General features: G+C 43.1%; 14 protein-coding genes. 5 read left to right on the top strand and 9 right to left on the bottom strand.

Annotated features, from left to right (window positions below; genetic code table 11):
• Positions 1-53: 53 nt before the first annotated feature.
• The 3 genes from ACN6KS_RS10925 to ACN6KS_RS10935 all read right to left on the bottom strand — a co-directional run bounded on the left by ACN6KS_RS10925 (position 54) and on the right by ACN6KS_RS10935 (position 1,757).
• Entirely contained in the window at positions 54-938 is an 885-nt protein-coding gene (locus ACN6KS_RS10925; RefSeq protein WP_440961995.1) for an IS3 family transposase, read from the bottom strand.
• Positions 893-1,207, bottom strand: a complete 315-nt coding sequence (locus ACN6KS_RS10930) for a transposase (RefSeq protein WP_440961996.1) — start codon at positions 1,205-1,207, stop codon at positions 893-895. The genes ACN6KS_RS10925 and ACN6KS_RS10930 overlap by 46 nt, the downstream gene beginning before the upstream one ends.
• Positions 1,208-1,319: 112 nt before the next feature.
• Complete coding sequence (locus ACN6KS_RS10935; RefSeq protein WP_256989808.1) at positions 1,320-1,757, bottom strand: MarR family transcriptional regulator; 438 nt, start codon at positions 1,755-1,757, stop codon at positions 1,320-1,322.
• Positions 1,758-2,091: 334 nt separating this feature from the next.
• On the opposite strand from ACN6KS_RS10935, the gene ACN6KS_RS10940 reads away from it, so the two are divergent.
• Positions 2,092-2,280 (top strand): hypothetical protein, encoded by a 189-nt coding sequence (locus tag ACN6KS_RS10940; protein WP_280786840.1) that lies wholly within the window; start codon positions 2,092-2,094, stop codon positions 2,278-2,280.
• Between the two features lie 137 nt (positions 2,281-2,417).
• On the opposite strand, the gene ACN6KS_RS10945 is transcribed toward ACN6KS_RS10940, so the two are convergent.
• The 3 genes from ACN6KS_RS10945 to ACN6KS_RS10955 all read right to left on the bottom strand — a co-directional run bounded on the left by ACN6KS_RS10945 (position 2,418) and on the right by ACN6KS_RS10955 (position 4,545).
• Positions 2,418-2,987 (bottom strand): YdeI/OmpD-associated family protein, encoded by a 570-nt coding sequence (locus tag ACN6KS_RS10945; protein WP_094870187.1) that lies wholly within the window; start codon positions 2,985-2,987, stop codon positions 2,418-2,420.
• 51 nt (positions 2,988-3,038) lie between these two features.
• Positions 3,039-3,554: a DinB family protein gene (locus tag ACN6KS_RS10950; RefSeq protein ID WP_440961997.1), complete on the bottom strand. Its 516-nt coding sequence runs from the start codon at positions 3,552-3,554 to the stop codon at positions 3,039-3,041.
• 79 nt (positions 3,555-3,633) lie between these two features.
• Entirely contained in the window at positions 3,634-4,545 is a 912-nt protein-coding gene (locus ACN6KS_RS10955) for a helix-turn-helix transcriptional regulator (RefSeq protein ID WP_280786839.1), read from the bottom strand.
• Positions 4,546-4,760: 215 nt separating this feature from the next.
• Between ACN6KS_RS10955 and ACN6KS_RS10960 the strand changes: the two genes are divergently transcribed.
• The 4 genes from ACN6KS_RS10960 to ACN6KS_RS10975 are packed head-to-tail and all read left to right on the top strand — an operon-like array spanning position 4,761 to position 7,675.
• The gene (locus tag ACN6KS_RS10960) at positions 4,761-5,387 is read left to right on the top strand and encodes a TetR/AcrR family transcriptional regulator (RefSeq protein ID WP_094870178.1); all 627 of its coding nucleotides are present in this window, start codon (positions 4,761-4,763) and stop codon (positions 5,385-5,387) included.
• Position 5,388: 1 nt separating this feature from the next.
• A complete protein-coding gene (locus tag ACN6KS_RS10965) occupies positions 5,389-6,243 on the top strand; it encodes an ABC transporter ATP-binding protein (RefSeq protein WP_094870177.1) in 855 nt (284 codons plus the stop codon).
• Positions 6,240-6,953 carry a fluoroquinolone export ABC transporter permease subunit gene (locus ACN6KS_RS10970; protein ID WP_440961998.1) on the top strand — a complete coding sequence of 238 codons (714 nt, stop codon included), beginning with the start codon at positions 6,240-6,242 and terminating at the stop codon, positions 6,951-6,953. The genes ACN6KS_RS10965 and ACN6KS_RS10970 overlap by 4 nt, the downstream gene beginning before the upstream one ends.
• Positions 6,950-7,675 carry a hypothetical protein gene (locus tag ACN6KS_RS10975; protein ID WP_440961999.1) on the top strand — a complete coding sequence of 242 codons (726 nt, stop codon included), beginning with the start codon at positions 6,950-6,952 and terminating at the stop codon, positions 7,673-7,675. The genes ACN6KS_RS10970 and ACN6KS_RS10975 overlap by 4 nt, the downstream gene beginning before the upstream one ends.
• Here ACN6KS_RS10975 and ACN6KS_RS10980 read toward each other — a convergent pair whose 3' ends face one another.
• From ACN6KS_RS10980 to ACN6KS_RS10990, 3 genes are all read right to left on the bottom strand, one after another.
• A complete protein-coding gene (locus tag ACN6KS_RS10980; protein WP_440962000.1) occupies positions 7,676-9,331 on the bottom strand; it encodes a helix-turn-helix domain-containing protein in 1,656 nt (551 codons plus the stop codon). It abuts the gene before it with no gap.
• Between the two features lie 140 nt (positions 9,332-9,471).
• A complete protein-coding gene (locus ACN6KS_RS10985; RefSeq protein WP_440962001.1) occupies positions 9,472-10,497 on the bottom strand; it encodes an ABC transporter substrate-binding protein in 1,026 nt (341 codons plus the stop codon).
• A 286-nt stretch (positions 10,498-10,783) separates the two neighbouring features.
• The gene (locus ACN6KS_RS10990) at positions 10,784-13,897 is read right to left on the bottom strand and encodes a glycoside hydrolase family 2 TIM barrel-domain containing protein (RefSeq protein WP_440962002.1); all 3,114 of its coding nucleotides are present in this window, start codon (positions 13,895-13,897) and stop codon (positions 10,784-10,786) included.
• Positions 13,898-13,982 lie beyond the last annotated feature (85 nt).

A 13,982-nucleotide genomic window follows, 5' to 3' on the forward strand; every position in this document is an offset into this window, starting at 1 on the left:
ATGCATGTTATATGTTGGTCAAGACCCCATTTTATAGACACTGAAAAAAGACCCTAGGCTATAAGCTGCTCCCGGTACCGAACCGGAGGAAGCTTATTTAGCTTTCGTTGTGGTCGATGCTTGTTGTAAAAGTGGATATATTCTTTAATTCTCCTTTGTACCTCGTCCATATTTCGGATATCATAAGGGTAGAGTCCTTCCGTTTTGAGATGCGAGAAGAAGCTCTCCATCGAGGCATTGTCATAACAATTTCCTCGACGAGACATGCTGATTTGGGCGCCAACCTTTGGCAGCATGTCGTGGTATGCATGAGACGTGTACTGGAATCCCTGGTCGCTATGAACGATCAGCCCGGTCACGTCTTTTGTCTTGCTAAAGGCTTTCTCAAAGGTCTGTAGAACCAGTGGATTGTCATTTCTCTGACTCATGTGGTAGGCTACAATCTCATTATTAAACAAGTCTTTCACCGCTGAGAGGTAAATCCACGACTCCCCCACCCGGTATGGTGTGACATCTGTGACCCACTTTTGGTTGGGCGTATCCGCCTGAAAATCCCGTTTCAATAGGTTTTTAGCTACACGACCTTCAGTAGAAGAAGCGTAGTTGCAGCGATGTTTCCGCCGAATCCGTGAGCGGATGCCCAGCATCTGCATAAGCCGAAGTACCTTCTTATGATTCATCCAGACCCCATGATCCTGCAGCAAGAACAGTTGAAGCTGACGGTAGCCGTAGACTCCATTGTAGTGCTCATAGACCTTCTTCACGAGTGCCTCATCTTCTCGGTCCCGATGGAATTTTTTGCGCTTTAGAAAAGCGTAGTAACCGCTTCGGGAGACCCCAAAAACTTTACAAAGATGACTAACCGGATATTCGTTTGCGGCTCTCTCAATCGTTACATACCGTTTGGCTTCATCTCCTGCATCCAGATTTCCAAGCACTTTTTTAGCATTTCGTTCTCCCGTTTCAGCTGCTCTACTTGCCTGTCTCGATCGACGTACTCCTCGCGCCTTCCCCGTTGATCCACAAGTCCGAACTCTCCGAGTTCCCGATATTTCCTCATCCATGCTTTCAGTCGATGTCTGTCTGTGATTCCAAACTTCTCCATGATTTTACGATAGGTCCAACCTTCCACGACGTGAAGGCGTATCGCCTCTATCTTGGTCTCATACGAATACTCTTTAAACTTCTGACCTTTTATCGCTGGCATAAAAAATGCACCCCCTAGAATTTCATCGGACAAACCAGGGGTTTTATCCAATGTCTATTCTAAGGGGTGCACTTCATGCAATAAGCGGGGTTTCTTGTTTTTAGCATTTGAGTCAAGAAGAAGACTTACTGCGTGTTCCGGAACTGAGATGATCAATTTGCTCGTCTAAAACGGTGCTGGCTTTGCCTAAAAATTGTGAAATGAGGGCAAGTTCTTCATCGGTATAGGAAGCAGCCAATTTAACCATAGCAGTATGAAGCGGCAGGTAGGTGTCAATAACATCTTCTTTATTTTCATACAACGGGACAATAATTACTTTACGGCGATCATTAGGGTCGTTTTGTCTGCGAACGTATCCATTTTTTTCGAGACGATCTATTAATGCAGTAACGCTGCCAGTGGCAAGTCCAGTTAGTTTGGACAGCTCTCCAGCGGTAATGGGGCCTTTTTCACGCAGGATATCCACAGATAAAAAATCATTATTGTATAACCCAAGAGAGGCGGCTACGTTTTGCTGGTATACCACCGTTCGGGTTCCCAGACCACGCATGAGTAAGGTGAATTGTTCTTGCTCTGGTGTAGGTTGAGCTTGTTCATGGCTTGACAAAGGATAACGCCCCTTTTAAAATCTTTATATCTCGTTAATCAAGATATTTGATTGTGAAGTTATTTTAAAATGTGTTATTTTACAAATCCATTCTATCGAAATAAGCATACTTTTGCAAAAGAAGTAGTATGACAGCATTCGTAATCGGTTATGGATAAGAGATATATCTATGTGTGATTGCTTTAATTGAGAGGGGAATCATGATGAAAGAAGCTATTGTTATTAAAGGCGCACGAGAGAACAATCTGAAGAATGTCTCGCTCACGATTGTACCGTTATGATTGGCAACAATCTTAGCCGTGACATGAAGGGGGCCAATGCGCTAGGCATCACCAGCATTTTTCAGAGCTGGACGCCCCGTTATCCCCATGAGCCGGCAGATGAGTCTGAACGTCCGATGTATACAGTTAGTGAGCCGCTGCAATTGCTAGAGTTGATTGAGAGGCTGAACGCTGAGGTCAAGTAAGCTGGAAGTCGTTCATTATGCTATTTTTCCATAATTAAATACAAAAAAGAGAAACCCGAGGTCATGAGAATGACTGGGTTTCTCACCTTTCTTAATCAATCAGCAAGAGTTACAAAGCAATTTTATGATCCAGCAGCTTAATAATCTAGAAGCCGTCCATGATCATGCCATTGACCGTACATTTTATTTTCTTTAGTGTTTATTATAAATTTATCTAACTTACGCTTAAATAAATCTGGTTGATGTGTATAGCTTTGTATCGTGTCGATCCGGACTCTTGTATAAAGAGCTGGAAAGGTTAAGAGGTTCTCATATACCTGCTGCTCCTCTTTTAACCTTTGTTCTATAACCCTATCGACTTTAAAAGAAGCGAGATTCATATCCGGAAGTACCTTTCTTCCTTCGTCACTCATTAGCCCCAGTTTATCGAGGCGGCGGACACGTTCTTTATTTAATTCTGTCCAAGAGCTTCGTTTGCTTCTGGGAGACAGTCGCTGTGCCAGCTGCGTTTCAGAAACTTTCTTTTTCACTCCATCGATCCATCCAAAGCACAAACATTCCTCAACCACATCCAAATACAGCAATGTTTCTGAATTTGGCGTCATACTTACGAGTACCCAACAAAACTTTTCAGTCGTATGATTCTGCTGCAGCCAAACCCGTAAATCTTCTCTCGATTTTACTGTGATTAGATTTTCTATCTCCATCATTAAATTCCAATTTCCTTTCTAGCTAGGGAAAGCATTGCCCATCATAGATTAAATAGCTTTCGCAGGCATCTGATACCAAAAAAAGGAATAGTCATTCATGGTAGAAGCGTGCCCTAACTGACGTAACATAGTAGATATATTACCTCTATGATAAGTCCCGTGATTGGCGGCATGCAGCACAATTTCTGATAGGCGTGTTTGCAGGATTCCAGCGAATGGGTTATCAAGTAGAATAGTCTGCTCTAAATCGGGTTGGTTTTGTAACCATTCTTTGTATTGTTCAGATAGCTGGGCAAAAAGATTAGCGTATTCATCAACCGAATCTAGAATGCTCATATTTAGCGGGATACTTTTTTGAAAAGCCTCAGGCATACCAGTGCCTGTTAAAACCAGATACCACATCGTATCCACCGCATAGATATGGCTAAGGGCATGAGCGATAGTAGGAAAAGAGCTATTCACTTCTTGATTTAGCACAGAGGGAGAGAGTTCCTTGATTCTTCCCAGGATCGTTTGGTTCGCCCAAATGTGATAATTAAACATTTCTACTGGATGATTGGTCATTGTATGATCTCCTTTTGAGTTGTGATAGATTTTTTTGTAGCTGTTGTTAATATAAAAGAAGAAGTATGACAGCAGACTGTCATACTTCTTCATAAAGATTTAGGGTATTTAGCAGCTGCTTTTTTAAGATACCCCGCAGTGCAAGAGGCTCGAGGACTTCAGCGCCGCTGCCGAAGCTCAGCAGAATTGACCATAGCCAGCGGGCTTCCAGTGGCTTATACACAGGAATTCGCATCGTCATGCTCTCATCGGTATGAAATTCCTTATCCATCTGGTGAAATTGATCCAGCGCTTCTGCCAAAGCCTCAGGTCCTACCCGGATTACGACTTCCTCAACCTGATCGGCCCTATTTGAACAACCGGCCTCTATGGGAACCTCATGTTGGGAATGAAAGATATTCTGTGTCAGAAGCAAATTCATCATCCGGGATAGCCGGAACTCTCGATAATCCTGTCGTTCCCGGCAATAACCATATATGTACCAGTTGCTATATTTAAAATGAAGCTTTACGGGTTCCATATCACGGGTTGTGCGTTCGTTTTTTACATTGATGTAATCAAAACGGACGATATTTCGTTCCGTAATAGCTGTACGTAAAAGAGAAAGTGCATCGGGATCCATACGGCGAGTTTCAAAATTCACCGCTAGACTAGAAGTCTGTTGTTCTGCTCCAATCGTTTGCAGCCGCTCAATGGTTCCTTGCGCCTGCGCGTCTTCAAACACAGAGGAGAGACTGTTCAGCACGGTAATCAAAGAAGTGACATCATAAGAACGGAGCAGGCTTTTATCCATTTTATATCCGTCCATGATGCCATATCCGCCTTTAGTTCCCTGATACGATACAACCGGGATGCCTGCGGCACAAATGACATCGATATCCCTATAGATAGTTCTCTGAGAAACCTGAAACTCTTCAGCCAGCTTGGAGGCAGATAAAACTTCGTGGTTCAACAGCTTGTAGATCATAGAAATCAAACGTTCCAATTTCATTTTGTGTATCCCACCCATTAGTCCATTTCGTGTTACTGCATGATTATAGCATAGATTTTTCAAGCTAATTTTGGGGAGGATTGTGGTGGTGTTGCACAGGAGAATACTAATTGTACCTCACAGAGAAAAAAGATTGACAAAATATGGTTAGTTGGTTTATCTTGTGAATATAAAATAAAAATATTCATAAAACCATAAAAAGCGAGTGAACTTATATGCCTAAAAAATTCTCTGAACAAGAAAAAGAATGGATAAAACATAAATTGTTGACAGAAGGGCGTCGCTGCTTTGAAATACATGGCATTAAAAAAACTAGTGTTGAAGAATTAACAAAAGCCGCCGGGATTGCGCAAGGTTCGTTTTACATGTTCTTTGGGTCGAAAGAGGAATTGTTCTATCACATATTGCTTGAAGAGGAACAACGAATTCGTAGTACAATGTTCAATTCATTTAGCGTAGGCGTGCCTGTAAACAAGGAAGAAATCCAATTATTTTTACTGAAATCTTTCCGCATGATGGAAGAGAGTCCAATCGTACGCCAGATGTTCGTAAGAAGCGAAATGGAGCAGCTATTAAGAAAGTTGCCTAATGAGTTATTGGAACAAAATTTTACAGAGGATAAAGACTTTTTTATTCCTTTCATTCAATCATGGCAAGCTGAAGGTATCATGGTTGGGATTGACCCGGAATTAATCGTAAGCATGATTCGCTCTGTAGTCCTCCTGTCTTTGCATAAGGAAGAGATCGGTGATGAACGCTATCAGGCAACAATAGAGCTTTTGATTGGGGTTCTGGCTGAGGGGATGACTTCTTTGAAAGATAATAAGACTGGGGGAGAATGATATGATCGAAGTGAAGGAACTTCATTTTACCTATCCAAAAATAAAAGAGCCAACCCTTAGTGGACTTAACTTTTCCATACCTCAAGGTGAAGTGTTTGGTTTTCTCGGTCCTTCGGGAGCGGGTAAAAGCACAACACAAAAAATACTAATTGGAGTCTTAAAAAATTATCTCGGCAGCGTTAACGTAATGGGCAAGGAAATAAGAAATACCGGACCGGAGTATTTTGAGGGGATAGGGGTAGCTTTTGAGTTTCCAAATTTCTATTCAAAGTTTACTGCGCTGGAAAATTTGCAGCTATTTAGGACTCTGTATTCAGGGAGAACGGTGGAACCGAGGTTTCTCCTGGAGCAAGTAAATCTCACTGAAGCTGCAAATTTGAAGGTCTCCCAGTTATCGAAGGGGATGAAGATGAGGCTGAATTTCTGCAGAGCACTCTTAAATAACCCACAAATTCTATTTCTGGATGAACCCACTTCCGGGCTCGACCCTGTTAATGCGAAACGAATGAAGGATTTAATCCTGGAAAAAAAGGCGAATGGGACAACTGTAATTATTACAACACATAATATGCAAGCCGCGGAGGAGCTCTGCGACAGGGTCGCCTTTATCGTAGACGGTCAAATTAAGTTGATTGATTCACCTCGGGAGCTTAAGCTTCTTAATGGAAAAAAACGAGTGCGGCTGGAATATCGCCATCATAATGAAGTTAGAAATGAGGAATTCTCACTTGATGATATAGGGGAGAATGAATATTTCTTAAAGCTTGTTCGTGAGCATCCAATAGAAACCATTCATTCGCTGGAGGCGTCTTTGGAACAAATATTTATTGACGTAACTGGGAGGCAGTTAACATGAGATTCAGATCTGCGTTTGCCTTTGACATCCGGTTTCAATGGCGGCATGGGTTTTATTGGGTCTACGTCATTATCTGTGCGTTTTATTTGGTATTGCTGCATCTTATTCCTGATCATTATCGAGAACAAACGATGTTGTTATTGACCTTTAGCGATCCGAGTGCTTTGGGACTTATTCTCGCAGGGGGGATTGTGCTGCTGGAAAGAGACCAGGGGATCCATGATGCTTTATTTGTTACTCCGATTCGTGTTAGGGAATATTTACTTTCAAAAGCTGGCTCATTATCTGTACTCTCCCTGTTTGCCGCTTGGGTTATTCATGTAGCAGCTAGCGGGATTCCGCATTCCCCGTTTGGCTTTTCTACTGGAATCATTCTAACGTCAAGCTTTATGACGCTATTGTCGATTGGAGTTGTGGCTCGTTGCCAGACAATTAATGGTTTCATTCTACTCTCACAAGTATTCGCATTGCCTTTTATCCTTCCATTGCTTGGTTATTTTAAGGTGTGGAACTCCAAACTTTTTTTATGGCTTCCTACGGAAGGAACGCTTCGCTTGTTGAGTTCGGGAACCTCAGCTATGTCACTTGGCAGTTACATGTACTCCATATCGATATTACTCCTATGGAATGTAGTGATATACGTATGGGCAAAAATGTCCTTCGAAAATCATGTAATGATGCGCATAGGTAAGGGAGGAGCAGGAAAATGAAAAAGTATCGTATGCTTTTTATAAGCGATATCCGGCATACTGGTTTGGACCCAGTGCTTATGGTCGGCATCTTTGCTCCATTAGCACTTTTAGTCGTCTCAAGATTTGGATTTCCAATGATAGCCGATTGGCTTACGAATGGTTATGCTTTTGATTTATATCAATATAGCAGCTTTGCTGCGATTTTCTTAGTCATGACCTTTCCCATGCTAACCGGTATGATGACAGGTCTTTTAATGCTTGATGAAAGAGATGAGAATGTCATCTCTTATTACGCGGTTACACCATTAATGCGCAGAGGGTACATGGTGTATCGTCTAGTTCTTCCATCTCTACTCTGTGCATTTCTTTCATCGCTATTTTTTATAGTCTCCGGCTTATCTAGCTTCCAATTAGAGCATATATATATCCTTTTACTATTAGCATTTGAAGCCCCTTGTTTCTCATTATTCCTAGCTTCTTTCGCTGCAAATAAGGTAGAGGGATTAGCTTTAGCAAAGGTCGGTGGTCTGTTTATAGCAGGACCAATCCTAGCTTACTTTGTTCCATCACCCTGGCAATTTATCGGTGCGTGGATTCCTACGTATTGGCCTGCTAAGTTATTTTTTGTTGTAGAAATGGCTAGTGGTTTTAGTGTACTTGCATACTTTATGGTGGGACTTCTATTTCACTTGAGCCTTTTGGGCATCATGATCAGGATTTTTATTAAAAGAGCCGATTGATTAACCTCCTCCAAGCAGCTTAGGCAACAGCCTAAGTAGCTTCTCTCGGGTTAGCGCATCTCCATAGTTCCATTTGCTTCCGTCAAGTAGATAAACTTGCCCCTTACGTACTGCAGATAGATTTTTCCAAAGTGAGCTGTCTAGTAGTTTCTCCATAGCCACTCGAGAGTCTTGACGTTCTGGAATAAGCATAAAAATATAATCTCCGGCGTAAGAAGGCAGCCTTGCTGGATCAACCTCTGCAAACCCTAACTCTTCATCGAGAATCGCTTGGATCTCATCTGTGGGTTGTAAACCGTTAGGGGCATAGAGAGCAGTAGACAAACCTGACATTCCCATTGCATATAGATGATTTCCATGGTCATAAATCAATGCAGAAGCTGTTTCTCCAGGTCGAAGAGTATTCATATAAAGCTGCTGCCACATGGCAGCATTTTTTGCTGCGAACGAATCCAGCCATGCTTCAGCTTCGTGCTGCTTACCCAACCAGCTTCCAAGTGTCCGCATACGGTGTTCAAGTGGAGCAAATGAATCAAAGGTAAGTGTCGGGGCGATGTCGACGACTGCTCGATAAGCCTTATCATCTGAATTAGCTATAATAATTAGGTCAGGATTTAATGAAGAGGTAAGCTTCGGATCCAGAGGAAAGCCAACGTTAGAGAGCTTCTTAAGTCGATGTTTATAGACTCTGTTCCATGCAAAGACTTCATCTCCTCCAATAGGTTTTATACCTAATGCGAGAAGGTCACCAAGCGTCTCACCATGGTAGACAATGCGCCTTGGACGCTCCGGAATATCCACCTCATGGCCAGTCCAGTCTTTCACAGTAAGCTTCCGGCCTTGCTGATGCGCATATTGTCCGGGTGTAATTCCAGTCTTTTGACGAAACCGGCGACTAAAATAATATTCATCGGAGAAGCCAACCAGTCGAGCAATCTCACGTAGCGGTTCAGCGGATTCCAGAAGGAAACGCTTCGAATGGTTAATACGCAGTTCGGTCAGGTAATCGAGCGGTCTTTTGCCGGTAAGCTTTTGAAAGATCGGAGTATATTGCCACAGCGTAATACCCGCGAGCTCAGCCAGTTGCTTCACGGTGATACTCTCCGTATAGTGTTCTTGCATATATTGGATGGTCTTTTCCACGGAATCCGCGGGACTTGGCACCTGCTCGGAAGGATAATTATGCTCAAAAAGTAAGAGCAGCAATTCTTGGAATTTCAATTGCCGCTTAAAAAACTGCACATCATCTGCATTTTTTTTGCTCATAAGCAGATCTTCCGCAAGGCGGATTACCCTAGTGAACGGGTGGACAATTAGCTCCTGCCTACCCGGAAGGAGTTCATCTGAATAATATTCGGGATACTCGGAGTTATTAATTGCTGTAAAAGTGATGAGATAATAATAAAGAGTCGTCTCTGGATTGTCCGTGCTATAGGATGTTCCAGGAGATAGGAGATAACACGTATCTGTAGTCAGTGTTATGGTTTGACCGCTAAGGATCAGCTGTCCACTTCCGCCAGTGAAGATTAGAAGTCTATAAAAGTGAGTGGTAAGAGTCTTAGAGCAAGAGCCTGCCGGTTGAATATGTAGTTCCGCATCAGTCAGCTGAAACAGCAACGAGCGGAGCGGTGCAGCGACGGGTAATGTTTGCAGCAAGAGGAAGCCTCCGTTCATTTGGTGAGAATCATTATCAATTAATTCATTGTATATAAAATAAAGAAGCATATCAACAGCTGTTGACATGCTTCTTGCAGTTTTCTATCAGCTAAGTGCCAAATGCTTCATGAAGGTGAAAATTATTTCATATTCAAAAGCTGTGGGAGTTCACCGAGCAGCCATTCTCTTGTTGTTGCATCACTTGAAGTCTTCATAATATCTTGTGTATAGACATATCCGTTCTTGACGGCAGGGAGACCTTTCCAAATCGGACTCTTTAATAGAGTAGAAGTGGATTGCTTGGCTTCATCGGCCACAGGAGTTAGGATGAAAATCCGATCTCCGGCATATTCTTTTAGCACTTCCATGGATACTTCCTGGAATCCCATACCTTCATCGAGAACCTTCTGAATCGCTGGGGTTGGCTTGAAGCCATTCTCTCCATATAGGACTTGCGAAAGTCCGGTCGTCGCCATAACAAATAGTCTGTCACCAGGATAATAAGTAAAGACTGAAGCTGTTTCTCCTTCTTTTATGCCTGCTGCCTTTAATTGTTCCCACAAGGCATCTTCACTCGTTTTATACTTAGCGAGCCATGCCTCTGCTTCGGTCGTTCTCCCAAGAATTCCGCCAATATCCAGCATTCGTTCTTTTAGCGGGGCAAAGGTATCAAAGATTATTGTTGGTGCAATTTTGGACAGCTGCTCGAAATCAGCTTCATCTGTTCCTGCATAGATAATCAAATCAGGCTGAAGTTCCAGGGTCTTTTCCAGATTGATAGGGAACCCTACATCTTCGACACCTTGAAGCTGATCTTCAAAAACCTGTCCCTCACCCATAGATAGTGGATAGCCTACCGCTTGCACACCAAGTGCGAGCAAATCGCCATAAGTTTCTCCTGAATAAATTACGCGCTTAGGGTTAACAGGAATTTCTACAGTATGGCCTATGTAGTCCGTGTAGGTGCGAGTAGTCGCCGCAGCTTCATTAGTGCCATTATCGGATGTTTCTGGAGAAGGTGCAGGGGTAGCAGAAGTATTATTTCCGGCTGCGTTAGACGCAGTGTTCTTGGCTGGTTGTTCCTCTGAGTTTCCGCACGCGAGTAGTAATGTGGTCATCAGAAAGAGTACACATAACACGGCGAAGGGGTGTCTTACCTTGTTCATATAATATTGCCTCCCTAAAATATGTAACGATCACCAATAATGATAATCATTCTCGACGAAAACTATCATAATTTAAAGTCTCCTTTTACTCAATGGACAAAACACATTATGGCGATTTGATTTGTACAATCTATTGTTAATGGAGTTGGTAGCCAGAGAAAAGATTGATAAGGCTAAGGAGGTATTGAGGAGCACGCAAAACTCTGTCGTGGGATTGAAATAAATAGAACAAGGCCGTCTTGTTTGATAGAAACCAACCAGAGACGGCCTTTTTTAATAGATGAGATTAAAGAAGAGAGAGGGTGAAACGGAATGCATATGGGCGATTAGCTGGTAGAGTAAACTCTTCATGTGTCCGTGCGCCCCAACTGTCGTCACCGCCAACACCCATTTGCTTGTAGTTCACTCTCAGCACGCTTTTGTTCGAGAGAGGCAATTTATACACATGATCACTTGCTTCCAGCTCGTCAGGCATCCAAGGCAGGGCATTAATCTCCATAGGGATGGCGCTATCAAAATAAAGTCCTGAACCATCGTTGGCTTCCGTTATTGAAGCAAATCTCACATCAGTCTTATTACCACACTCCTGCGGTCTGAGGTAAGGGACGAACTGGTCACTGACTTTGCCAGAATAACGGCCCAGTGGTGCTCCAGTCTGTCTATCCCAATAATTCTCATGGGGTCCACGGCCGTACCATGACAAGGTATCAAGTCTTCCAGCAAGCACGAACATCATTCCGAACTCAGGAATTTCTGGCAGATCACTACTACCCGGATTCAGTTCTTGCAGGAACTCTATAGATCCGTCAGGGCGAATCTCATACTGAACCAGAAGGGTGGAATACGGATTCGTTGGCAGAAGGTAAGTGGTGGAAACGAAACAGAGATTTCCTTCGGTACTATAAACCATGCTCAACAGATTCCGCTCATTAGAAGCCTGCTTCCACACTGCACAGCGCTTTGGCAATCCATTGCCAAGATCATTATCCGTGACTGCTCTCCAGAAGTTAGGTCTTACGGGCTCAAGCAGATGTTCTTTACCGGCAGCATGGTATGAGTTTAGCTCACCAGTTGCTTTATTAAAGCTTAGAGTGAAATTCTCACCCTGTACGCTCAATGCATCTTCATGTTCCTGCACATGTAACGTTCCATCCGTTGTTTTTGGAGCCTTTGTCACGATACGCGGGGACAGAATAAACTGTTCCCAAGCGATTTCGTGGTCAGCATCAGACCAAGAAGTTTCTGAACGCTGAATGAAGGAGAGATTTAGAATAGCTTCGTGATCGCCTTTATGTGAAATCAGTTCATAAGGGATGGTGCATTCAACGATTTCTCCTGGTACAGCAGAGATTTGCAGCAAACCCTCTTGCGCAGCTACTCCGTCTAAAGTAACTTCCCATTTAAGTTCGTACTGTTTAATGTCGGTAAATAAAAAGTTATTATGAATCTGAAAGAGACCTTCACGGATATTTAAAGCAGTTACTTTAATATTTTGATAGCATTTTTTGACCTCAAATAGCTTTGGAGTAACCGAACGATCGGCAAAAAGTAATCCGTTTCCGCTAAAGTTTCCATCATGTGGCGACTCACCAAAGTCACCGCCATATGCTAAATAGGGGACACCTTCGGATGTTTTGGTTCGGATAGCCTGATCCACCCAATCCCAAATAAATGCACCTTGAAAAATATCGTACTTGTCAAACAAGTCCGTGTATAGGTGTAGCCCACCGCAGGAATTGCCCATAGCATGACTGTATTCGCAGATGATATAAGGCTTCTGAGGATGACTCAGCGCATATTTTTCAACATCGTGCGGTTTAGCATACATAGTCGACTCTATATCACTAGCTGCTTCCGACTCTCTGCAATGGAAGATCCCTTCATAATGAACAGGCCGTGTTGGGTCCGCTTCTCTCAGATAGTCATGCATGGCGATAAAATTATCACCACCGTAGGACTCATTCCCCAGTGACCAGATGATAACCGAAGGATGGTTCTTATCTCTTTGCATCATGGAGTCGCAACGGTCAATCACATTGGCCCGCCATTCCGGTTTGCTGGCAGGTACATTTCCCTCATGTATTCCTTGTTGCCCGTACTGCCAAGTGCCGTGCGTCTCCAGATTGGTTTCATCGATAACGTAAAGTCCGTATTCATCACAAAGCTCATACCAAATAGACTGATTCGGGTAGTGAGAGGTCCGAACCGCGTTAATATTATGTGTTTTCATCAGTTGGATATCTCGGATCATGTCGTCTTTGGATAGCGCACGTCCTGTGTCACAAGAGAACTCGTGCCGGTTAACGCCTTTAAGTACAATTCTTTTGCCGTTGATCTTCATAAGTCCGTCTTTGATCTCAAAGGTGCGGAATCCGACCTTACAGCTGACCGTTTCAATAGTGTTTCCTTTATCGTCAATAATGGAGAGAACCAATGTATACAGATACGGTGTCTCAGCACTCCACTTATAAGGATCTTTTACATGCTCAGAAAGCTTGAAATGATGAACGCCCTCTTGATCCATGGAAGTAACTGTAGATACTGGTGCCTCCCATACAGGCTGATCCTCTTTATTGTATAGCTGCATTTGGAGTGTATAAGGGCTTAGCTTCTGATCAAAGTATTTCTCCATTTTGATGTCTACGTTTAAATCCGCATGAACGAAATCCTCATCCAGCTCGGTTTTAACGAAAAAATCAGCAACATGGACAGAAGGGGCCGTGTACAGATAGACCTCCCGAAAAATACCGCTAAGCCGCCAAAAATCTTGATCCTCCAGCCAACTGGCATCACACCAGCGATAGACCTCGACAGCTAGTTTATTATCACCAGTAACTAGATAAGGGGTAATATCGAACTCCGAAGGCGTAAAGGTGTCTTCACAGTATCCGACCAGTTCTCCGTTTACCCACACATAGAAAGCGGATTCAACCCCCTGAAAGCTAAGGTATACAGGCTGACCGTTCCAAGATTCTGGTACAGTAAAGGTTCTGATGTACGAGCCCACGGGATTATATTTTGTCGGAGCAAAAGGTGGCTTGAGATCAGGTTCGGATTCCGCCCAAGGATAGCGCACATTCGTATATTGCGGGTAATCATAGCCATGGAACTGCCAGTGAGAAGGTACAGGAATCGTAGCCCAATTGCTGCAATCGAAATGAGCTTTATAGAAATCCACGACTCGTAGATCCGGTGTTTCAGAAAAAGAGAACTTCCAAATACCATTAAGCGTTTTGTAGTATGGAGAGGCTTCTTTATCTCCCACCAGGGCTTGCGTTAGATTGCTATATGGGATCATGGAAGCATGTGCATCCAAGCGATTTAATTCGAAGATCTCCGGATTATTATTCCATTCTGGATAACCGTTTGCAGGAGGCTGGTAAACAAATTTTGCTCGCATGAGTAAATCTCCTTTATAATAGTGATGTTATTATATTCATATTATAGATTGGAGTAATGGTAAGAGATATAAAAGATTTTTCATC

The organism is Paenibacillus nitricinens, assembly GCF_052056485.1.
Lineage (GTDB): Bacteria > Bacillota > Bacilli > Paenibacillales > Paenibacillaceae > Paenibacillus_AQ > Paenibacillus_AQ nitricinens.

What these genes read in the sequence shown, in the direction of transcription:
- ACN6KS_RS10940 (WP_280786840.1), top strand. Translation starts at nt 2,092, where the DNA reads ATGATTGGCAACAATCTTAGCCGTGACATGAAGGGGGCCAATGCGCTA.
- ACN6KS_RS10970 (WP_440961998.1), top strand. Translation starts at nt 6,240, where the DNA reads ATGAGATTCAGATCTGCGTTTGCCTTTGACATCCGGTTTCAATGGCGG.
- ACN6KS_RS10945 (WP_094870187.1), bottom strand. Translation starts at nt 2,987, where the DNA reads ATGGAGATAGAAAATCTAATCACAGTAAAATCGAGAGAAGATTTACGG.
- ACN6KS_RS10965 (WP_094870177.1), top strand. Translation starts at nt 5,389, where the DNA reads ATGATCGAAGTGAAGGAACTTCATTTTACCTATCCAAAAATAAAAGAG.
- ACN6KS_RS10990 (WP_440962002.1), bottom strand. Translation starts at nt 13,897, where the DNA reads ATGCGAGCAAAATTTGTTTACCAGCCTCCTGCAAACGGTTATCCAGAA.
- ACN6KS_RS10950 (WP_440961997.1), bottom strand. Translation starts at nt 3,554, where the DNA reads ATGACCAATCATCCAGTAGAAATGTTTAATTATCACATTTGGGCGAAC.
- ACN6KS_RS10955 (WP_280786839.1), bottom strand. Translation starts at nt 4,545, where the DNA reads ATGAAATTGGAACGTTTGATTTCTATGATCTACAAGCTGTTGAACCAC.
- ACN6KS_RS10985 (WP_440962001.1), bottom strand. Translation starts at nt 10,497, where the DNA reads ATGAACAAGGTAAGACACCCCTTCGCCGTGTTATGTGTACTCTTTCTG.
- ACN6KS_RS10930 (WP_440961996.1), bottom strand. Translation starts at nt 1,207, where the DNA reads ATGCCAGCGATAAAAGGTCAGAAGTTTAAAGAGTATTCGTATGAGACC.
- ACN6KS_RS10975 (WP_440961999.1), top strand. Translation starts at nt 6,950, where the DNA reads ATGAAAAAGTATCGTATGCTTTTTATAAGCGATATCCGGCATACTGGT.
- ACN6KS_RS10935 (WP_256989808.1), bottom strand. Translation starts at nt 1,757, where the DNA reads ATGCGTGGTCTGGGAACCCGAACGGTGGTATACCAGCAAAACGTAGCC.
- ACN6KS_RS10960 (WP_094870178.1), top strand. Translation starts at nt 4,761, where the DNA reads ATGCCTAAAAAATTCTCTGAACAAGAAAAAGAATGGATAAAACATAAA.